This is a genomic window from Parapedobacter sp. (assembly GCF_053550995.1).
Genome location: NZ_JBMQOC010000014.1, coordinates 1 through 20,430, shown reverse-complemented (window position 1 = coordinate 20,430; position 20,430 = coordinate 1). Strand labels below are relative to the sequence as shown.

Annotated in this window: 20 protein-coding genes and 2 tRNA genes; 11 read left to right on the top strand and 11 right to left on the bottom strand. The window is 51.0% G+C overall.

The window, feature by feature from the left end; genetic code table 11:
- The first annotated feature begins 8 nt into the window (after window positions 1-8).
- The 5 genes from ACO1NT_RS02350 to ACO1NT_RS02330 all read left to right on the top strand — a co-directional run bounded on the left by ACO1NT_RS02350 (window position 9) and on the right by ACO1NT_RS02330 (window position 4,819).
- Complete coding sequence (locus ACO1NT_RS02350) at window positions 9-1,244, top strand: MFS transporter (protein WP_449046788.1); 1,236 nt, start codon at window positions 9-11, stop codon at window positions 1,242-1,244.
- Window positions 1,245-1,362: 118 nt separating this feature from the next.
- A complete protein-coding gene (locus ACO1NT_RS02345; RefSeq protein ID WP_449046787.1) occupies window positions 1,363-3,096 on the top strand; it encodes an IlvD/Edd family dehydratase in 1,734 nt (577 codons plus the stop codon).
- Window positions 3,097-3,110: 14 nt separating this feature from the next.
- Window positions 3,111-3,884, top strand: a complete 774-nt coding sequence (locus ACO1NT_RS02340) for an SDR family NAD(P)-dependent oxidoreductase (protein ID WP_449046786.1) — start codon at window positions 3,111-3,113, stop codon at window positions 3,882-3,884.
- A gap of 282 nt (window positions 3,885-4,166) precedes the next feature.
- Window positions 4,167-4,529 (top strand): type II toxin-antitoxin system RelE/ParE family toxin, encoded by a 363-nt coding sequence (locus ACO1NT_RS02335; RefSeq protein WP_449046797.1) that lies wholly within the window; start codon window positions 4,167-4,169, stop codon window positions 4,527-4,529.
- A complete protein-coding gene (locus ACO1NT_RS02330) occupies window positions 4,529-4,819 on the top strand; it encodes a helix-turn-helix domain-containing protein (RefSeq protein WP_449046785.1) in 291 nt (96 codons plus the stop codon). Before ACO1NT_RS02335 ends, ACO1NT_RS02330 begins: the two co-directional genes overlap by 1 nt.
- 88 nt (window positions 4,820-4,907) lie before the next feature.
- On the opposite strand, the gene ACO1NT_RS02325 is transcribed toward ACO1NT_RS02330, so the two are convergent.
- Together ACO1NT_RS02325 and ychF are read right to left on the bottom strand one after the other, a co-directional pair.
- Window positions 4,908-4,979 (bottom strand) — tRNA-Arg (locus ACO1NT_RS02325).
- Window positions 4,980-5,046: 67 nt separating this feature from the next.
- The gene (gene ychF, locus ACO1NT_RS02320) at window positions 5,047-6,147 is read right to left on the bottom strand and encodes a redox-regulated ATPase YchF (protein WP_449046784.1); all 1,101 of its coding nucleotides are present in this window, start codon (window positions 6,145-6,147) and stop codon (window positions 5,047-5,049) included.
- Window positions 6,148-6,208: 61 nt separating this feature from the next.
- Between ychF and ACO1NT_RS02315 the strand changes: the two genes are divergently transcribed.
- Together ACO1NT_RS02315 and ACO1NT_RS02310 are read left to right on the top strand one after the other, a co-directional pair.
- Window positions 6,209-6,544 carry a Rieske (2Fe-2S) protein gene (locus ACO1NT_RS02315; protein WP_449046783.1) on the top strand — a complete coding sequence of 112 codons (336 nt, stop codon included), beginning with the start codon at window positions 6,209-6,211 and terminating at the stop codon, window positions 6,542-6,544.
- Window positions 6,545-6,622: 78 nt separating this feature from the next.
- On the top strand, window positions 6,623-8,422 hold the full coding sequence (locus ACO1NT_RS02310; protein ID WP_449046782.1) for a serine hydrolase: 1,800 nt from the start codon (window positions 6,623-6,625) through the stop codon (window positions 8,420-8,422).
- A gap of 11 nt (window positions 8,423-8,433) precedes the next feature.
- Here the strand turns inward: ACO1NT_RS02310 and ACO1NT_RS02305 are convergent, their stop codons facing one another.
- Genes ACO1NT_RS02305 through ACO1NT_RS02295 form a run of 3 tightly spaced genes read right to left on the bottom strand, consistent with a single transcriptional unit; the run spans window position 8,434 to window position 11,578 of the window.
- Complete coding sequence (locus tag ACO1NT_RS02305; protein ID WP_325641356.1) at window positions 8,434-8,661, bottom strand: DUF1456 family protein; 228 nt, start codon at window positions 8,659-8,661, stop codon at window positions 8,434-8,436.
- 13 nt (window positions 8,662-8,674) lie between these two features.
- The gene (locus tag ACO1NT_RS02300) at window positions 8,675-9,976 is read right to left on the bottom strand and encodes a DEAD/DEAH box helicase (RefSeq protein WP_449046781.1); all 1,302 of its coding nucleotides are present in this window, start codon (window positions 9,974-9,976) and stop codon (window positions 8,675-8,677) included.
- Window positions 9,977-10,033: 57 nt separating this feature from the next.
- Window positions 10,034-11,578 carry a hypothetical protein gene (locus ACO1NT_RS02295; RefSeq protein ID WP_449046780.1) on the bottom strand — a complete coding sequence of 515 codons (1,545 nt, stop codon included), beginning with the start codon at window positions 11,576-11,578 and terminating at the stop codon, window positions 10,034-10,036.
- A gap of 1,040 nt (window positions 11,579-12,618) precedes the next feature.
- Between ACO1NT_RS02295 and ACO1NT_RS02290 the strand changes: the two genes are divergently transcribed.
- Both ACO1NT_RS02290 and ACO1NT_RS02285 read left to right on the top strand, forming a co-directional pair.
- A complete protein-coding gene (locus ACO1NT_RS02290; RefSeq protein ID WP_449046779.1) occupies window positions 12,619-13,212 on the top strand; it encodes a dihydrofolate reductase family protein in 594 nt (197 codons plus the stop codon).
- Window positions 13,209-14,096: an alpha/beta fold hydrolase gene (locus tag ACO1NT_RS02285; protein WP_449046778.1), complete on the top strand. Its 888-nt coding sequence runs from the start codon at window positions 13,209-13,211 to the stop codon at window positions 14,094-14,096. Before ACO1NT_RS02290 ends, ACO1NT_RS02285 begins: the two co-directional genes overlap by 4 nt.
- A gap of 38 nt (window positions 14,097-14,134) precedes the next feature.
- On the opposite strand, the gene ACO1NT_RS02280 is transcribed toward ACO1NT_RS02285, so the two are convergent.
- Window positions 14,135-14,216, bottom strand: a tRNA-Leu gene (locus ACO1NT_RS02280).
- 255 nt (window positions 14,217-14,471) lie between these two features.
- Here ACO1NT_RS02280 and ACO1NT_RS02275 point away from each other — a divergent pair.
- On the top strand, window positions 14,472-14,894 hold the full coding sequence (locus ACO1NT_RS02275) for a VOC family protein (RefSeq protein ID WP_449046777.1): 423 nt from the start codon (window positions 14,472-14,474) through the stop codon (window positions 14,892-14,894).
- A 53-nt stretch (window positions 14,895-14,947) separates the two neighbouring features.
- Here ACO1NT_RS02275 and ACO1NT_RS02270 read toward each other — a convergent pair whose 3' ends face one another.
- The 5 genes from ACO1NT_RS02270 to ACO1NT_RS02250 all read right to left on the bottom strand — a co-directional run bounded on the left by ACO1NT_RS02270 (window position 14,948) and on the right by ACO1NT_RS02250 (window position 19,716).
- Entirely contained in the window at window positions 14,948-15,556 is a 609-nt protein-coding gene (locus tag ACO1NT_RS02270) for a hypothetical protein (protein WP_449046776.1), read from the bottom strand.
- Window positions 15,557-15,696: 140 nt separating this feature from the next.
- Window positions 15,697-16,575: a metal ABC transporter permease gene (locus ACO1NT_RS02265; RefSeq protein ID WP_449046775.1), complete on the bottom strand. Its 879-nt coding sequence runs from the start codon at window positions 16,573-16,575 to the stop codon at window positions 15,697-15,699.
- A gap of 96 nt (window positions 16,576-16,671) precedes the next feature.
- Complete coding sequence (locus ACO1NT_RS02260) at window positions 16,672-17,961, bottom strand: metal ABC transporter permease (protein WP_449046774.1); 1,290 nt, start codon at window positions 17,959-17,961, stop codon at window positions 16,672-16,674.
- A gap of 12 nt (window positions 17,962-17,973) precedes the next feature.
- Complete coding sequence (locus tag ACO1NT_RS02255; protein WP_449046773.1) at window positions 17,974-18,762, bottom strand: metal ABC transporter ATP-binding protein; 789 nt, start codon at window positions 18,760-18,762, stop codon at window positions 17,974-17,976.
- 12 nt (window positions 18,763-18,774) lie between these two features.
- A complete protein-coding gene (locus tag ACO1NT_RS02250) occupies window positions 18,775-19,716 on the bottom strand; it encodes a metal ABC transporter solute-binding protein, Zn/Mn family (protein ID WP_449046772.1) in 942 nt (313 codons plus the stop codon).
- Between the two features lie 134 nt (window positions 19,717-19,850).
- Between ACO1NT_RS02250 and ACO1NT_RS02245 the strand changes: the two genes are divergently transcribed.
- On the top strand, window positions 19,851-20,430 hold a 580-nt coding region (locus ACO1NT_RS02245; RefSeq protein WP_449046771.1), incomplete at its 3' end, for a thiolase family protein.

Genomic DNA, 20,430 nt, shown 5'->3' with positions numbered 1-20,430 from the left:
TTGATAGAATGAACCAAACGTCCGCGAACGCACCGTCGCTTACCCGTTACCAGATCCTGGTCGTTGTTATCTTAGCAGTTACCCAGTTTACCGTTGTCCTCGATTTCATGATCATGTCGCCCTTGGGCGATATCTTGATGAAGTCGATGCACCTCATCCCATCGGAATTCGGGTTAGCCGTATCTGCCTACGCTTTTAGTGCAGGCTTTTCGGGATTCCTTACTGCGGGCTTTTCCGATAAGTTCGACCGTAAGAAGCTATTGCTTTTCTTTTACGTCGGTTTCGTCTTCGGCACCGTGTTGTGCGGCATTGCACACACTTATTGGTTCCTGGTGGCGGCCCGGGTCATCACGGGGCTATTCGGCGGGGTTATTGGCTCCATTTCCATGGCCATCGTTGCCGACTTGTTTGCACTGCAACAGCGCGGCCGTGTGCTGGGGTTTGTGCAGATGGCATTTGGCGCCAGCCAGGTGCTTGGTATTCCCATCGGTCTGTATATCGCCACCAATTGGGGCTGGGAAATGCCTTTCCTCATGGTAGCTGCACTGGGGGTGGTGATGGTTGGCGTCATCGGTTTCTATCTCAGGCCCATCAACGAGCACCTGTATGTCAAAAGCGAGAAATCTGCCTTTACACACCTTTGGCACACGCTGGCGCGCCGCGACTACCGGATAGGATTCGCAGCCACGGCGCTCCTTTCCGTGGGCGGCTTCATGATGATGCCTTTCGGCAGCGCCTTCGCCATCAACAACCTCCATGTTACGGAACACCAGCTCCCCTTGTTGTTCATGGTCGCAGGCTTAAGCACCTTGGTTATCATGCCATTCATCGGTCGCCTGAGCGACCGGGTGGATAAATATAAGTTGTTTGTGATCGCGTCGTTGTGGCTGATGGCCATGTGCATCTGGTACACCAACCTGTCGGTTGTTCCGCTGTGGATAGCTATCGCCCTGAATGTATTGCTGATGGCCGGCGTGACTAGCCGGATGATCCCTTCTTCGGCGTTGACAAGTGCAGTACCTGAACTGAAAGACCGTGGCGCGTTCATGAGTATCAATGCTTCCTTACAGCAGCTGGCTGGCGGTATCGCAGCAGCCCTAGCCGGAAAGATCGTGGTGCAGCAGACCAATTTTAGCCCCCTTGAACATTACGATACCGTGGGTTATGTGGTGGTGGCTTTTTCCGTGCTCGGCTTGTTTTTTATGTATCGGGTGGACCGATTGGTGAAAAGCGGACGGGCCTGACCAATAAGCGCCCGAAGGGTACTGATGCAAAACCGATAATCGCGCTTGAATCATATGCAGGAAATGTTACCTTTGCTTTCAAGGCAAATGTATTTAACCATAGCCAACTGCCCATTTTATGAATAAACAAGCAAATACAACAGGAAAAAAGTTAAGGAGCTCGGATTGGTTCGGCCGTGTCGGCAAAGACGGGTTCATTTACCGGGCGTGGATGAAGAACCAAGGCATCCCGGCCGACATGTTCCGCGGCAAGCCAGTAATCGGCATCTGTAACACATGGTCGGAGCTTACACCTTGCAATGCCCATTTCCGCGAGTTGGCCGAGTCGGTGAAGCGGGGGGTGCTGGAAGCCGGTGGCCTGCCGGTGGAGTTCCCCGTGATGTCGCTCGGCGAAACGCTGATGAAACCTACGGCCATGCTTTTTCGGAACCTGGCCAGCATGGACGTTGAGGAATCCATCCGGGCTAACCCGGTGGATGGCGTGATCCTACTATGTGGCTGTGATAAGACCACGCCTTCGTTGGTGATGGGTGCGTGCAGTGTTGACCTCCCCACCATCGTGGTGTCGGGCGGGCCAATGCTGACGGGGAAGTACCGCGGAAAGAGCATCGGCACAAGCGATGTGTGGCGTTTTTCGGAGGATGCCCGCAAGGGCGTGATGAGTGAAGAAGAGCTGAACCTGGCCGAAGGGGGCATGTGCCGTAGCCGCGGTCACTGCGCGGTGATGGGCACGGCTTCTTCCATGGCGAGCATGGTGGAAGCACTGGGTATCACCCTGCCCGGCAATGCGGCGATACCTGCTGCGGATGCGAACCGTAAAGTGCTGGCGCACCTCTCGGGCCGTCGTATCGTGGAAATGGTTTGGGAGGGGATGAAGCTGTCTGACATACTTACCCGCCCGGCATTTGAAAATGCCATCCGGACGAACGCCGCTATCGGTGGGTCGACGAACTTCGCGATCCACCTGATGGCCATCGCGGGCCGGATCGGCGTGGAACTGGAGCTGGAAGATTTCGATCGGTTCTCGCGCGGCGTGCCGTTGGTGGCCAACCTGCAACCTTCGGGACAATATTTCATGGAAGACCTGTACTATGCCGGTGGATTACCGGCCGTAATGCACGCTATCGAACGGTACCTCCACACCGATGCACTGACGGTGAACGGCAAAACGATGGGCGAGAATATCGTGGGCTGCGAAAGCTTGGACACGACGGTAATCGCCACGATTGAGGAGCCTATCAACCCGATATCGGGCATGGTCGTGCTGCGGGGCAACTTATGCGAAGACGGGGCCGTACTAAAGCCATCGGCGGCCTCACCGGAACTGATGCAACATACCGGGAGGGCCGTGGTATTTGAGGATATTGAGGATTATAAGCGCAAGATAGACGATCCGAAACTGGATGTGGATGAGACATCGGTGCTGGTGTTGAAAAATGTCGGGCCGAAGGGATACCCCGGGATGCCCGAGGTGGGTAACATGGGCATCCCTATGAAGCTTTTGGCCAAGGGCGTTACGGACATGGTGCGCATCTCCGACGGGCGGATGAGCGGCACCGGTTTCGGAACGGTGGTACTGCACGTTTCGCCGGAGGCCGCGGCCGGAGGGGCACTGGCGCTGGTGGTGGATGGCGACCTGATCCGACTGGACGTGGCGGATAGGCGGCTGGAGCTGCTGGTGGATGAGGCCGAGCTAGCCCGTAGGCGGGAGCAGATGCAACCGGATACCAACCCATTTCCGCGGGGCTATGCCAAACTGTATGTTGACCACGTGGAGCAGGCTCACCTCGGGGCCGACTTCGATTTCCTGAAGGGCGGCTCGGGGAGTGAGGTGTCGCGCGATTCGCATTGATAAAGTGATATTACATGGACAAAACGACGATAGATAGGTTTGCCGGAAAAACGGCGATCATCACGGGTGCAGGACAGGGTATCGGATTTGAAATAGCCCGCCAACTCGCATCGGAAGGGGCTTATGTGCTGTTGAACGACATCGACGAAGCACTGGCGGAAGCCGCAGCGGCCCAGATCGGCAAAGAGGGGGATTGCCGCGCATGCCCCGGAGATTCGGGTGATCTCCCTTTCATCGATGGAATGGTGAAACGCGCGATAGCCGAGACAGGCACATTGGACATCGTCATCGCCAACGCAGGGATTACGCTGTTTGGTGATTTTCTGCAATACACGCCGGAAGCATTCCATAAAGTGATGACCGTGAATCTCGCGGGTACATTTTTTTTGGCCCAAGCGGCCGCGAAGGAATTGATCCGGCAGGGGCGCGGTGGCTCCATGCTGTTTACCTCGTCGGTAACCGGGCACCAGGCCCATAAGAACCTGGCTGCTTACGGAATGTCGAAGGCGGCACTGGAGATGCTTGCCAAGCACTTGGTACTCGAACTTTCGCCGTATGGTATCAATGTGAATGCAGTTGCTCCGGGCGCCACCCTTACGGAACGGACGGCGGAAGATACGGAATACGCCGCTACGTGGTCTTCGATTACGCCGATGGGAAGGGCAGCCACACCGCAGGATATCGCGGCAGCGGCACTCTTTCTGGTCAGCGATACAGCACGGCACATCACGGGGCAAACCGTGGTTGTTGATGGTGGCTGGACGACGGTGAGCCCCTCGCCGTATTGAAAAGGGGCTGAACACAAGAAAAGCGCCTCAAGTTATATCACTTATCTCTTGCGTTGGCATAGGCGAATAGGAGGAAGTATCTTCTTTACAGCTTTCCTTATCTTATTGTATAATGCGTTTAGAAGATTGGGTTCCTGCCGTCTTTCGGCGACGTTCTATCAGCAATAAATTTTGCATCATAGATTCAACCTGGCGAAAAGGGTTGAGGCCCTTGGATTTTTCAAAATACCGCACGGATAAACCTTAGACCTACCACAAATCACATTTGCATAGCAGTAACTTATAAGTTTCCTTTGTGTCGGGAAAATCAGAGAAGTCATTGCATTCAGGAACCACTTTGAGGATTTCCTCACGGGCCAGTCCCAAAAGGTTCAGGACAAGATTTTCAAGGTCATCGAGGCCATTGAGACGTTAGAGCGTGTGCGGTCGAATTACTTGAAGGCCATGGTAGGGACAAATGGCCTGTACGAGGCACGGATGCAGTTGGGATCAAACAGCTGGCGTGTATTCTGTTTCTTTGATGGTGACCGGTTGGTGATACTGCTGAACGGTTTCCAGAAGAAAACGCAAAAGACGCCGAAGAAGGAAATTGCCAGGGCATTGAGGCTGATGGCCGAATATTACGAACAGAAAAGGAGTAAATGATGGAAACAAAAAGTTGGAAAGACATCAAGGATGGGGTTTACGGTGCCAAGGGTACCGAAAGGACGGACGCGTTAGAACGGGACTTCGAAGGGTTCAAGGTCGGCTTGCTACTTAGGAAAGCGAGGGAGGATAAGCAGCTTACTCAGGCGGAACTGGCTGAACTCGTGAATCGGAAGCGGGAATACATCTCGAGAATAGAAAACAACGGGAGTAACCTTACATTGAAGACCTTGTACGACATCGTGGAAAAGGGGTTTGGCGGTAAGGTTAAGATTTCGATAGAAGTGTAGTTTTAGGTCCAACCAGTGGAAAAAAGAAACCTTGTCACGTTAAACCGACAACGATATAACGAAAAAAGGCCAATTAAGGCCTTTTTAGTGTTCCCGAAGGGATTCGAACCCCTATCTTCAGAACCGGAATCTGAAATTCTATCCATTGAACTACGGGAACAGGAGTGCAAAGATATTAATTATTTGTTCTTCGCCAATCAAGAAAAACAAGAATTGCTTATTTCGCCTTACACATTGAAGCGGAAATGCATGATGTCGCCGTCCTGCACGAGGTAAGTTTTACCTTCTACAGCCAATTTACCGGCTTCTTTCACGACAGCTTCCGAGCCATACCGGATGAAATCGTCGTATTTGATCACCTCCGCGCGGATGAAGCCTTTTTCGAAATCAGTATGGATGACGCCGGCGGCCTGTGGTGCGGTAAACCCGTTCTCGATGGTCCAAGCGCGCACTTCCTGCACGCCCGCGGTAAAGTAAGTGGCTAAATTCAGGAGTTTATAAGCCGCACGGATGAGTTTGTTTACACCCGATTCGTCCAGTCCGAGGTCTTCGAGGAACAGTTGGCGTTCTTCGTAGCTGTCCAGTTGGGTAATCTCCGATTCGATCTGGGCAGAGATGATCAGTAATTCTGCATCTTCTTCCTTAATGGCTTCCCGCACCCGGTCTACATAGACATTGCCAGCGGTTACCGAGGCTTCATCCACATTGCAGACATAGAGGATCGGCTTCACGGTAAGCAGCGACAGGTCGCTGATAAATTCGAAATCTTCTTGGCTAATCGATGCGGTACGCGCCGACTTGCCGGATTCGAGATGGCTTTTTATCACCGATAGGATTTCAAAGCTTCGCTTCGCTTCCTTGTCATTTCCAGTTTTTGCTTGCTTTTCTACCTTTTGGATACGCTTCGTCACGGTATCCAAGTCCTTTAGCTGCAATTCCGTATCGATGATCTCCTTATCGCGCACGGGATCTACAGAGCCGTCCACATGCACCACGTTGCCGTCGTCGAAACAGCGCAGTACGTGGATGATGGCGTCGGTATTGCGGATATTGCCCAGAAACTGGTTGCCCAATCCCTCGCCCTTGCTGGCACCCTTCACCAAACCGGCAATATCCACGATCTCGATGGTATTGGGCAACACGCGTTGGGGCTTCACCAGCTCCGCCAGTTTATTCAGGCGCTCATCCGGTACAGTAATCACACCCACGTTGGGTTCGATGGTGCAAAAAGGGAAATTGGCTGCCTGTGCCTTTGCATTGGAAAGGCAGTTGAATAAAGTAGATTTGCCCACATTTGGTAGGCCAACGATGCCGCATTGTAATGCCATGAATGTCGAGTTTTTTGAAAACGGGGCAAAGATAACAATTAAGTATTATCTTTGAAGAAGCATGAAGTGGATCAAAGTAACCGAAGAGGCCATTCCGGAAACCGACGGTATTCGCAAAGTAAAAATAGCCGGTAAGCGCGTTTGCTTCATACGTGATGGTGGCGAATTGCACGCCACCTCCGCACGTTGCCCGCATGCCGGTGCCGACTTGTCGGGCGGATGGTGTGAAAAACAGCGCCTGATCTGCCCGTATCATCGGCACGCCTTTAGCCTGGAGACCGGCAGGGGCGACCCGGGACAGGGGGATTATATTACCGTCTATCCGCTTGAAGAGCGGAAAGGCGAGTGGTTTATCGGCATAAAGGAAAATTGGCTGAGTAAACTATTCAAAAAATAAAGTACGCCCTTCGTTGTAACATTTTTTTAATAGAGATGTCTTATCACTGACTTTTATGCAACACCTTAATCGTTAACCATGTATAGATGTTTACTTCTGCTCGCCCTAACTGTGGTAGGTACTTCACTCGTTTATGCGCAACCGACCCCGACGGACCCGCGCCTTAGCGACATGGATTCGTTGCTGGCGAAATTGCTCGACGACTACCACGTAGCTGGTTTTTCTGTGGCAGTGGTGCATAAAGATCGTGTGGTTTACGCCAAAGGATTCGGTTACCGCGATTACGAAAAGCAGCTGCCCGCTACACCCAATACGCTATATGCAATCGGCTCATCCACTAAAGCCTTCACCGCCGCCTTGCTGGGGAAGCTCTTCGGCGACAGCCTTTCATTGGATGATAAGGTGACCGAACATTTGCCGGCACTCCATTTCAAGGATGGGCGCGAGGCTGATGTGACGGTGCGCGACCTGATGACCCACCGCACGGGATTATCGCGGTACGATTTCTCATGGTACGTATTCAACTCGGATGCACGCGATAGCCTGTTGCGCCGCGTGGCCTATATGGAACCCAATGCGGCGTTGCGGGAGAAATGGCAATACAACAATTTCATGTACCTCGCACAGGGCATGATTGCCGAGCGCATGACCGGAAAAACGTGGGAAGAAAATATCAAAAATCGGTTCTTTACCCCGCTGGGCATGAGCCGGTCCAACTTCGATGTAAACGAGATGGCGGCCGATGCCGATGCAGCAGCGGGTTACACCGTGACGGAAGCAGATGCCATCGAAAAGATGCCGTATTTCGAAATCCGTGGAATGGGCCCGGCCGGCAGCATCAACAGCAGCGTGCTGGAGATGGCCAATTGGCTCCAGCTTTGGATAGACGGGGGCGCGTATGGGGGTAAGCGGCTGATTCCCCGTGATTTTGTCGGCGAAGCGGCCAGTTCGCAGATGGTGATGGCTGGTGGATTGCCTACGAAACATAAGGATGTCCATCTGGCCAATTATGGCCTGGGCTGGATGATTAGCTCATACCGCGGCCACTACCGCGTGGAACATGGTGGCAATATCGATGGGTTTACGGCGAGTACGTGTTTTTTCCCCGTGGATGGATTGGGCATTGTGGTACTATCCAACCAAAACCATTCAGCGGTTCCCGCAATTGCACGCAACTTAATCGCCGACCGTTGGTTTGGGCTTCCGTTTATCGATTGGAATGAACGCGGCGTCGAGAAAGATACCACGGCTGTGGATACCACGGAGCAGGTCGATCTGGCACAGATCAAAGGGACAAGGCCCGCGCACGGGCTTTCGGACTATGCGGGCACCTACACAAACCCGGCTTACGGTACATTTGTGGTCCGTGTAGCCAACGACACCCTCCAAACGGCACTGGGTAAAGAACGTGCGTGGCTAAGCCATTATCATTACGATGTGTTCGAGATGCGGGAGATCGGTGAAGACGGCCGGGCAGATACCACGGCAGGGGGGATGAAGATCAATTTCCGCACGGGGTTGGACGGCCAGGTGCTGAGCGCATCCATGACGATGGATGACCCATCGGGCAATCCGGTCGAGTTTAAGCGGAAACTTATCGCTGTAGAGATAACTCCGGCCCAGTTGCAAGCCTATGTGGGGAAGTATATCGTTAGCGGGATGACGATCTCGATCACGGTAAAAGACGGTGTGTTATTCATGGATGTGCCCGGCCAGACCAATTACGAAACCGTTGCGCAGGGCAACCATAACTTTAAGCTCAAAGCCCTGAATGGTTTTTCCATCCGTTTTGAAATGGACGAGGGCGCAACGCAGGCGTCGACCATGTATGCTATCCAGCCCAATGGTACGTTTAAGGCCACGCGTGCGGATAACTAACCGATTGGCGCTTACTTGCGGGGCCGGGGGCCGCGCTTGTAAATAATCAGTCCGTTCAGGAAATTGCGGAGCAACTGGTCGCCGCACGGTTTGAAATTCGGGTGATCTTCCTTGCGGAAGATCGCCCCCAGCTCTGTTTTCGTTACCCTGAAATCGGCGAGTGCCAACACTTCGATGATATCGTCGTCGGTGAATTTTAAAGCTACCCGGAGCTTTTTCATGATGTCATTGTTGCTCATGGCATGAATACGTTTACCTGGAAATTTTTATGTTGACTTTTTTGCCTTTTATCTTTTCGTTGCGGACCTGCCGGACAACGTGTTCGATCCGGTCACGTTTTACGGCCGCATACGCCGAATGGTCCAACACCTCGATGCGTCCGAGGTCATCTTTGTCCAATCCCCCTTTTTTAAGCAGTAACCCTACGATGTCCACCTTGTTTATTTTCTCTTTTTTCCCCGCGGCGATGTAAAGCGTTGCCCATGGGGTAGGGGGCATTAAAGCTGGATTTTCCGGTATTGCTTCCTCTTCCGGCAATTCCGTTAAATAAGCCGGCTTTTCCTCGGGGGCCAGCAGCAGGTAGGAAGTGCCACTGGCGTGCATCCGTGCCGTCCGCCCGTTGCGGTGCAGGAAAGCCTCTTCGGTATGCGGAAGCTGGTAGTGGATGATATGTTCGATTTCAGGTATATCCAATCCGCGCGATGCCAGATCGGTCGTAACCAACAGGCAGTGGCTGCCATTGCGGAATTTGAGTAGGGCGCGCTCTCGATCATCCTGCTCCATGCCCCCATGGAAGACGCCATGGGTCAGCTCCCTGTCCCACAGTAGGTCGCTGATGCGCTCCACCGCTTCGCGATGATTACAGAAAACCAATGTAGGGGTATTACCAATTTTGCCGATCAACGCCAACAGTGTATCCAGCTTGTCGGCAGCCCGTGTGATGACCACCTTTTGCTTCAGGTTGGGTGCCGAGGGTTGATGCGTCAGGTAGTCGAGCGTTGCCGGTTTGTCGATACCGGTGAAAGCAGGGATTTCCTCCATGGGTGTTGCCGACGTCAGTACGCGTTTTTCAAGAAAAGGCAATTGGTTGATGATGTAGGCCATATCATCCTGGAAGCCGAACTCGAGCGCTTTGTCAAACTCGTCAAGCACCAGCGTACGTACCGTACGGGTATCGAATGTTTTGCGGCGCAAGTGGTGGGCCAGTCGGCCAGGAGTGCCGATCAACACGGCAGGGGGCTGCGATAAGTTGTTGGTTTCGATCCGGACGGAGTGGCCGCCATAGCAGCAGTTGACCTTAAATCCGCTACCCATTGCCCTGAAGACCTGTTCGATTTGGAGGGCAAGCTCCCGCGAAGGCACGATAACCATGGCCTGCACGCTAGCGATGTCCGTTCGGAGTGAACGCATCAATGGTAATAGGAAACCCAATGTTTTTCCCGAGCCCGTGGGAGAGAGCAGGATAAGGTCCTGTTTTTCTGCCGCATCGAGCGCGGCCTGCTGCATTTCGTTGAGTGCGTCTATTTTTAAATTATGGAGTATCTGCTTTAACATGCGTGCGCGAGTTGGCATCAAAGATAGGGGAAAAAAAGGAAGGGTGCCGCAATTGCCCTATGGTTTAATAAATACCGGCGAGCCGGTCAACGACAGGGTACCGTTTATGGTGGTGCGCTTGTTGTCCCAGGTGAACTGCGTGGCCGTTTTGATGGCCAACGACGTGGGGAAACTGTATTGGGCGGTTGCGGTTTCCGAAGCGCCGCTGGTTTTTGCCCACAGCACGTAGATATAATCTTTGTCGCCCGCATGGTAGAATGCGCCGCCATCAACGGTAGGGGGCAGCTGCAATGCGGCCGTTGCTGCCGGATCATATTGCCGCATGCCAAGTAAGCTACTCACGGTACGCCAGGCGATACCCCCGGGTGTAATGGTGGCATCGTACGGATTCAAGGTCATGTTTTGATAGAAGCCCATCGCCTGATACGGTTCGGTGACCTGGGCTAAGGGCAGACTTTCAGCCGGCCCGTAAATGTAGAGTCCGCTGATGCCTGCTTTTTGTGCAACGACCGCAGCTTTGATTAAAAAGTTCCGCTGCACTTCATCACCACCCACGTAGTCTGCCACCGCCTTACGGGGGATGTTGCTTTCCGTTACAAGGAATGCTTTTTCGGGATGGGTGGTTCCATCGTATGCATACTTGTCCAGCACGGCCTGAAACGCATGTTTATGATCCGCCACGGCTGCAGCTGCTGCATCTGAGTTTCGATTACTGCCCAAATCATACATCGGATAGACGTGGTAGCTTAGGCAATCGAACCATTCGCCCCCTTTTTTTGGATAGTCGGCACTGATAACGCCGTCATTCGGATTATCCGTATTGCGTAATATCGCATCCAGGAAGTTGGGGTAGCCCAATCCACCCACGCAGACCAAGCCATCGTCATCCAAAAGTGTCACGATTTCATGCGTAATCCGAAGCATACGCACGTATGATTGAATGGGCGCAGCGAAGTTGGTCAGTTCGCAGGGGTTGGGGTCCGACTGGCCCCAGGTTTGGGTGGCCGGCCAGTTGCTGGTATAATCCGGCTCGTTCCACACCTCCCAGTATTTTACGTAGGGACCGTAGGTTTTCACCACATGGTAAACGTAGTTGGCGTAGTAGTTATCCGGGTTCACCTTATCCGGCGATAACCATATAGGTTCATAGAGATTGGCAAAGGTGTGCGATTGGGCATCGTTGCAGTACTTGGTCTGGTCCCGATGCGCTTCGGAAGGTCCATTGAGGAAAATGGTGTGGTCTTTTCCACCCAGTTGCTCGTAAAACGTAAACGCGTTTAATCGGATGTCATATCCCCATTGCTGCACAAAATGGTCATACATCGCCGGCCGAAGGCTATTTACTCCCGCGCCGGCGATACCTTTGGCCGGATTGCCGATTAAGATTTCAGCCAATTGTCCATCCGACCAGCCCGCGTACGATCCCATATTGGAACCATAGAGGAATGATCTTTTTCCAGTTGGGGGTGCCGTTGTTGGGGGTGGAACCGAATCCGTATCCGTGCCGGCTGGCGAGTCGACACTGGTTTTTCCCTTTTCGCATGCACCAAAAAGTGAGATAAGGAGTACTACAAGTAGGGGGTAGATTCCACGAAACATCATCGTTTTAAACAACAGGGGCGTTAAATAGTGACTGCCTTTTAGGATGCGCAAAAAAATAAACCTTAACTAAACACCATTAACCTATTCAAAATTTATACCAATCGTTGTTGGGTAATTTGCCTAATTAATGAAAACGGCGTGATTGGTAAAAAAAATTAGAAAAACAAGAAAAAGTGTGCCATATTTCGGGGTGGGTCGAAAATCTTTTTGGCTCACTTTTTTTTGTGAATGTAGCTTCATTGTATCAAAAAGGCTGATTTTTGCATTTTTCGCAAATATCAACACGCGTGTAAAAGCAAATTGCAATAGTGAAAAGGCAATTTGCACGCGTGCTAATCGAAATTTCATCCGTGCAAAACCAACTTGCAATCGTGTAAAAATGATCTGTGCGTTTACAAAAGTGAATAACACACGTGTTAACCGGAATTATACACGTGTTAAAGCAAATTTCAATACGGCAAATATGATCTGCGCGCTTACGAAAGTAAATTGCACACGTGTTAACCGGAATGACACACGTGTTAAAGCAAATTTCAATACGGCAAATATGATCTACACACTTACGAAAGTGAATAACATACGTGTTAACCGGAATGACACACGTGTTAAAGCAAATTTCAATACGGCAAATATGATCTGCACACTTACGAAAGCGAATTGCACACGTGTTAACCGGAATGACAAACATGCGAAAGCAAACAGCACTTGTTTAAAAGACCATGGCACATGTGCAAATGGGAATTGAAATAGTGTAAAAGTAGATGGCAATAGTGCAAAGCCCTAACCTCATTACCGATGACGATTCCAACAGACCATCGCCATTTATATCCCCTATATACAGTCCGTTCCCTTTGGATGATTTTCCGATTTGGGAACTTATTCCTAACTTCGTTAAAGTCATGGTTTCAGGAAGCCGAACGGGCCACCGACGTACACCGCATGAGATAAAAGAGGTTGAAAAGGTAATCTTTGATGATGACGTTCGGTGTTTGTTACATAGCGACAGTATAACGGCACTTGACAATTTGCCGAATAATTGAGTGCGCTACCTCACCAGAAAACCTAATGACTGGCAAAAAGAAAATGTGAGAAAAATAATCGCGGCATTCAATACGACGATTGACGGAAACTGCGACCACACCGCAGGAATAGCGGACGAAGAAATACATCAACACTACACTAACCTTTTGAACAATGCAGGTGTTATCCTTTATGGGCGAATAACATATCAACTTATGGAATTTTGGCGAACGATTTTGGAAAAGCCTTCGGAAGAAAAATCAATGAATGACTTCGCTATAGCTATTAACAAAATCCAAAAAATTGTTTTTTCTCATACGCTTAAAAATATAGATTGGAAAAGTGCTAAACCAGCAAACCGAAGCCTTGAAGAAGAAGTTTTGGAACTCAAACAGCAATCGGGAAAAGACATTTTTGTTGGAAGTCGCAGTTTAATTATACAGTTAATGAACTTGAATTTAATTGACGAATTACAACTTTGTATTCAGCCGGTTATTGCGGGAAAGGGGTTGTCGTTATTTGAGGATATTAACGATCGGACAATTTTCAAGCTCAAAAAGACTAAAACCTTTATTAACGGAGCAATTTTACTTTATTACGAGCCGAGAAAATGAAAAAAGCAATTGCAGTTTTCGGCTTGACACTTTTTACTTTGACAGCGTGCAACGAAAACAAGACAGAAACTAAAACAATGACAACAGTAGCAGACAAACTGACTTTTGACAGCGGTTATTCCAACGTGAACGGACTGAAAATGTATTACGAAATCTACGGACAAGGTAAACCGCTTGTTCTCATTCACGGTGGGGGTTCAACCATTCAGTCCAACTTTGGTAAAGTTATTCCGCTGTTTGCAAAAAACAGAAAGGTGATTGCAGTTGAATTACAAGCACACGGGCGAACAAGCGACAGAAACGCCGACTTATCATTTGAACAAGATGCAGACGACATCGCAACGCTTCTCAAAAATCTGAACATTGACAAAGCTGACTTTTTCGGTTTCAGTAATGGTGGCACAACGACTTTACAAATTGCCATTCGTCACCCCGAAATCGTGGACAACATAATTTTAGGTTCTGCACTTGCCAAACGCAATGGAGTTCCTGATTGGTTTTGGGACTTTATGAAACAAGCGAAATTGGAAAATATGCCCGAACAATTGAAAACTGCATACAACCAAGTTGCACCCGATACAAGCGGTTTACAAGTCATGCACGACAGAGATGCAAAACGAATGGTAAACTTCAAAGATATTCCAGACGAACAAATTAAATCCATTAATGCACCGACCTTAATCATCATTGCCGACAAAGATGTTATTACACCAGAACATGCCATTGAATTGCACCGACAAATTGCCAACGCCGAATTAGCAATCATTCCGGGCGGACACGGAGAATATATTGGCGAAATCACGACAATAAAACCCGACACAAAAGAAAGTGAATTTGTTGTGCCGATGATTGAAAAGTTTTTAAACAAACACGCTGAAAAATAAAAAAGACCTGAAAATCAATGATTAACAGGTCTTTTTAGTACCCAGGGCCGGGATCGAACCGGCATGGGTCGCCCCACTGGTGTTTGAGACCAGCGCGTCTACCAATTCCGCCACCTGGGCTTATGTTAATGTACTATTCCCTATTCGGGGATGCAAATGTATTTATTAATCCGTATTCCACAAAATGTTTTTCGAAAATACCGTCGTCAGTTGGGGCATCCCTTCAACTTGTCACAATAACCCCTGTATATTGGCGCATCTACCCTCTTGGGGTGGGGTGAAGCGCCGTACCTTTGTTTTGTGGGGGATGCCCACACATAAAAAGACGGTGATGCGAAAAGCGATTTCATTCTTCACACTTAATAATTACATACAATGGTATTCAATCCTTATTTAAATTTTGCAGGTAATGCGGAAGAGGCGTTCCGCTTTTACCAAACGGTTTTCGGTGGTGAGTTATTCATCCAACGGATGAGCGACACGCCGGGGTCGGAAAACTTGCCCGAGAACGAACGTGACTACGCGATGCATGTATCCATCCCGGTAGGGGATGGGCAGTACCTGATGGCCTCCGATTGCTTGGACTCCGCAGGACATGTGCTGAATGTAGGCAACAACAATTACATTTCCATTACGCCCGATAGCCGCGAAGAGGCCGATCGGCTGTTTAATGGCCTATCGGCCGGAGGAAAGGTGGAAATGCCCATGGCCGAACAGTTCTGGGGAGATTATTTCGGTTCGTTCGAAGACAAGTTCGGTGTGCGTTGGATGATCAATTTCCCCATCAACACCAAATAGATCGTTGACCCTGACCCAATGCTTCAAGTCGTTGGGTTAGGGTCGTTGCTCGATCAATCTTGCCCAGGTAGGCCATAGAAATTGTGTACCGCACGATAGTCCGCCAAATCCAGGTGGCTGGCTGCAGCGGCTTGTATGCCTCCGGGGATAAGGACATAGCGAAATGTGGAGAAACTGTGGTTTGTATTGGATCTCAATGTGATTTTGCCTACACTCATTTCTACTTTCACCCAGTTGGTACCCTGCGTGTAGGGCAGCTTATTATAAGTTGTTGACGCCGTAGGGAAGATGATGGAAAACTTTTCGTAAACGGCAATATCTCCTTTGTTCAATACGTCTGCCGTCAGTTTTGGCGCATCTATGGTTCCGGAGTAAACCCCTCCACTGTTGGTAAAGGTAACCGATACCCAATCCGAATAAATTACATTGGCAGTACCGGTATCGCCCTTCTCCCCTTGAACCCCTTGCTCACCTTGTGGACCTTGTTCACCTTGCGGACCGGTATTGCCGGTGTCCCCTTTGTCGCCTTTTTCCCCTTGGATACCCTGTTCCCCTTGTGAACCTTGTGGTCCCTGCGGACCGATATCACCTTCTTTGCAGCCGTATAGGCTCGCGGTACAAAAGCTAAGGGAAATCAGGTAGATCAAATAACGATTTTTCATAACTGTCCTGTTTTTTTGTTAAGATTCGATTTATACGCTGCTCGCGCACCCATTGCACGGGCAGCGACAAAAATCGATATGATTTATCGGACATGATTGTAAAAAACCGACAATCTACGGTGCGATGTCGCTGGTACGCCCTAATGCATCGCGTTGTCGGCGATAACTGGGCGATTTTTTGACTTGGCGAGTTGTTGGATGGAAAATACGGCCGCGAAACACAAACCGGTGATGACCGCCATGCATCCGGCTATGGATGCATTGAGCCAATAGGCCATCCAATAACCGGTGAATGCGATAAACACACCCAATGCGACGGTAATTGCCAGCATGCGTTTCAAGTCGTGCGTAAGGAGATAAGCCGTGGCGGGCGGGCCGATCAGGAATGCGATGACCAATATGGCACCCACCGACTCAAAAGAGCTGACCGTGGTGATGGACACCGCTGCCATCAGTAAATAATGCCACAACGCGGTGGAAATGCCCAGGGCCGAAGCAAAGGCCGGGTCGAATGATGTCAGCTTAAGTTCTTTATAACCCAGCCGGATAAATGTGACCACCAACAACAATACACCCGAGAGGATATAGACGGGGCGCGGCCCCATGATCGTGCCGCCGGCCGTCACCCACAGATCGATGGGCACATAGGCGATTTCACCATACAGTACGCAGTCCTGATCGACATCCACCTGGCCTGCAAAGGCACTGATGAGGATGATGCCCACCGCAAAAAGAAAGGTAAAGACGACGCCGATGGCGGCGTCGGTTTGCAGACCCGCCCGCCGGTGGAAATACTCGATTAAAAAGGTAGCGAACAATCCGGTAGCACCTGCCCCCAATAGCATCGGTAATGTTTCGCGGCTCCCGCTGAGTAAAAAAGCAATCACAATGCCCGGCAGTACCGCGTGGCTGATCGCGTCACCTACCATGCTCATTTTACGGAGTACTAAGAAGCAGCCCAACAACCCGCAGGTGATGGCTACCAATGCTCCGGTAAGGATAATCCAAAATGCGATCATTAACTAAACGTTAGACATTAGACAACAGACATTAGACATTAGACAACAGACATTAGACAACAGACATTAGACAAACATCAACAAATCATCACATCATCAACTTTTCGGTATTTCCGCATTGTGCGGGTCGCGCTCGGGGTACCCCAGCTGGTATTCCAGTTCGCGCTCCAGTTCCGGCGTAATAATATGTTCGATGGTTTCCGCATCGTCATGCACATGGTCCGCCGCGATATGCATATACCTCGTTAAATATAATTCCCACAGCCGGTGCAGGCGTACCACACGTGCTGCCCGCAGCTGCCCCTCCTCCGTAAGCCTCCATTGATGGCCTTCGGCGACAACGAATTCCTTGGCTGTAAGCCGCTGTAATGCCGCTTTAACTGCCGGTGCATTCACGTCGCCTGCGTCAATCAATTCATCCATCGCGCGTGGTACTGGAAAATGGCCGTCCCGCTCGCCCAGATGATAGAACCGTTTCAATGCATTCTCCTCGGCGATGGTCCGCTGGTTCTTGTATTGTTTGTATAGTTTCGGCACGATGCCCTTGGTGGGCGCAAAGAAGAACGAAAGGAAGGCGATGGCTGAGGAAACCACCACCATCCACGGTCCGGTAGGCATGGCGGGTGCCGTGTAAGAAATGTAGGCACCGGCCAGTCCGGCAAACGCACCGAAAGCAACGGCTATCCACACCATCCGCCGGATGTTGTTTGTCCAGTACCGTGCCGCAGCGGCGGGCGTAATCAGCATGGCTGCCATCAACACGACCCCTACCGCGGTAATGCCCGTTACTACGGCCAACACGGTTAGGCTGGTAAGTAACAGATCAAGCTTTCGTACGGGATAGCCCAGTGCCTCGGCGTAGGGTCGGTCAAAAGCGACCAGTGCGAATGCCTTGAAAAAGAGCCCTACGGCAATGAGGAGTATGAGGGCAAGGATGCTGAAAATCAAAAGATCGGAGCCGATAAGGGTTGCGGCCTTGCCGAATAGGAAATGATCGAGGCCACTTTGGGCGGCATTGCCCGATTGCTGGATGTAGGTCATCATCACCATGCCCGTACCGAAAAACACCGATAGCACTAAACCAATGGCCGCATCTTTCTTAATTTTGGATTTGGCAACGATATAATCGATGGTGATCAGTGCAAGCCAACCCGTAATGAAGGCGCCGGCCAGCATGAAGCCGATGTGCTTGCTGCCAGCGAATAGGAAGGCCGCACAGATGCCCGGCAGTACGGCGTGCGACACGGCGTCGCCGATAAGCGCTTTTTTTTGCAGTAAGATAAAGGCTCCCACCATGGCGGCACTGGAGGCCAACAGTATGTTGCCAAGCACCACGTAGCGGACATTGGGATCTGAAAAGGTGAAAAAGTCGAAAAAACTTTCCATGGTCATGTGTGCTTAGCGTTCCCGGCTCGGGAATGCGCGTTTCTCCATTACATCGCCTACCTGGGACAATAGGTTGAGCCGCCCGCCATAGGCTTGTTGAATGGTCTCGTCCGTAAACGCCTTGTCAGTTGGCCCGGCGGCGATGAGGTGCATGTTTAGCAGCACAATCCAATCGAAATAGCTACGGGCCGACTGCAGGTCGTGGTGTACCACAACGATGGTTTTGCCTTTCGATGCCATTTCCCGGAGCAGTTCGATAATGGCTTGCTCGGTTGCGGCATCTACCCCAGCAAAAGGCTCGTCCATGAAGTAGACATCCGCTTCCTGCGCCAACGCCCGCGCAAGGAACACGCGTTGCTGCTGGCCGCCCGATAGCTGTGAAATTTGCCTCCTGCCATACGCAGACATGCCCACTTTATCCAGGCATTCGATGGCTACGGCGCGGTCGCGGGCACCGGTATTGCGCAATAGCCCTACCTTGCCGTAGCGCCCCATCAATACCACATCCAGAACGGAAACCGGAAAGTCCCAGTCGACCGACTCGCGTTGCGGTACGTAACTGATACGCGACCGCACATCGGCCAACGGCAGATCAAATAGCTTTACATAGCCGCTAGATGGTGCGATTAATCCCATAATGGTTTTCAGGAGCGTGGATTTACCCGCCCCGTTCGGCCCGACAATACCGGCAATGCATCCGGCGGGCAGCGTGAAATCGACGCCCCAAAGCACGGGCTTGCGTCCATAGGTTACGGTGAGGTCGTGCACCTCCAATATCGGTTCTTGTGCGTGTATGATCATGCGAAAATCCGTTTAATCCGAATTATCTGTGTTCTGTTTATCCGTTAGCGCATCCACTATGGTGTTTACATTGTGTTTCACCATGCCAATATATGTCCCCTCTACCGTACCTTCGGCTCCCATGGCATCCGAAAACAAATCGCCACCGATGTGCACAGAGCCGCCACGTTGGCGCACGCCGGTCAATACCGCCTTTAGCGACCGGTCGGATACGGAGCTTTCCACAAACACGGCGGGTATTTCTTTCGTAATGATGTAATCGACCAATCGGGATACATCGCGTAGTCCAAATTCAGATACGGTAGAGATGCCCTGCAACCCACGCACTTCCATCCCATAGGCCCGTCCAAAATAGCTAAAGGCATCGTGGGCGGTAATCAACACCCGTTTGTTGGCGGGGATGGTGTTTATGCGGGCTTGCACCCATGCGTCTAATGAATCGAGTGCCGCCATGTAACGGCGCCCATTCGCTTCGTAGTAAACTGCGTTGGCACTGTCTAAAGCGGCCAACTGCTGCACCGCGTGGGCGGCGGCTGCCCTCCAAAGGGAAACATCAAACCAAATATGCGGGTCGTATATTGTTTCATTTATTTTGATCAGTCCGTCAAGACCATCGCCTACCGCGACGACCGGCTTCACTCGTGCCTGCTTCTCCAAGATGGAAGCCAGCTTCCCTTCTAGGTGCAGGCCGTTGTAAAACAAATAGTCCGCATCGAGGATTTTCTTGAGGTCACCTTGGCTGGCCTTGTAAAGATGGGGGTCCACGCCAGGCCGCATCAATGCCTCCACGATGGCCGAGTCGCCGGCGATGTGTTGCACCATATCGGCCACCATGCCGGTCGTGGCGAGAATATACGGCTTCGCCGGCTTGGTGCGTTCACCTCCCGTGTGTTGGCACGAAACGAAACAGGTGAGTCCGAAAACCGTGAACCAAAAGCTGTAAACCTTTCCCATATCCCATACAAAAATATAAAATTTAGATTAATCTAACATTTTTTGTAAGTTATTTTAAACTATTTGATTGAATCAGCCATCTCCTTAATTTTTCCGCAGATTTCGTACCTTCGTTTGATAATCAATTACGAGTTATGCAAGAAGTTTATATCGTTTCGGCCGTACGTACCCCCATCGGTAGTTTCGGAGGTAGCCTATCCAGCTTGTCGGCGACGCAACTGGGTGGTATCGCGATCAGGGCAGCAGTGAATCGGGCCAATGTTGCACCTGATGGTGTGGAGGAAGTGTTTTTCGGCAATGTATTGTCGGCCAACCTGGGTCAGGCACCTGCCACGCAGGCTGCCAAATTCGCGGGACTTCCTGATATTCCCGCCACCACGGTCAACAAAGTGTGCGCTTCCGGGGCAAAGGCCATTATGTTGGCGGCCCAGAGCATTGCCTTGGGTGCAAAAGATATGGTTGTGGCCGGTGGTATGGAAAGTATGAGCAATGTGCCCTATTATCTTGATAAGGCTCGTACCGGCTACCGGCTGGGGCATGGCCAAGTGATAGACGGTTTGGTGAAGGATGGATTGTGGGATGTATATAACGACTACCACATGGGGTCGGCGGCCGAGCTTTGCGCCGAGACATGCGGTATCGGGCGGGAGGCCCAGGACGCCTACGCGGAGGAATCCTATAGACGGTCGCAGGCAGCACAGCAGGCAGGCAGGT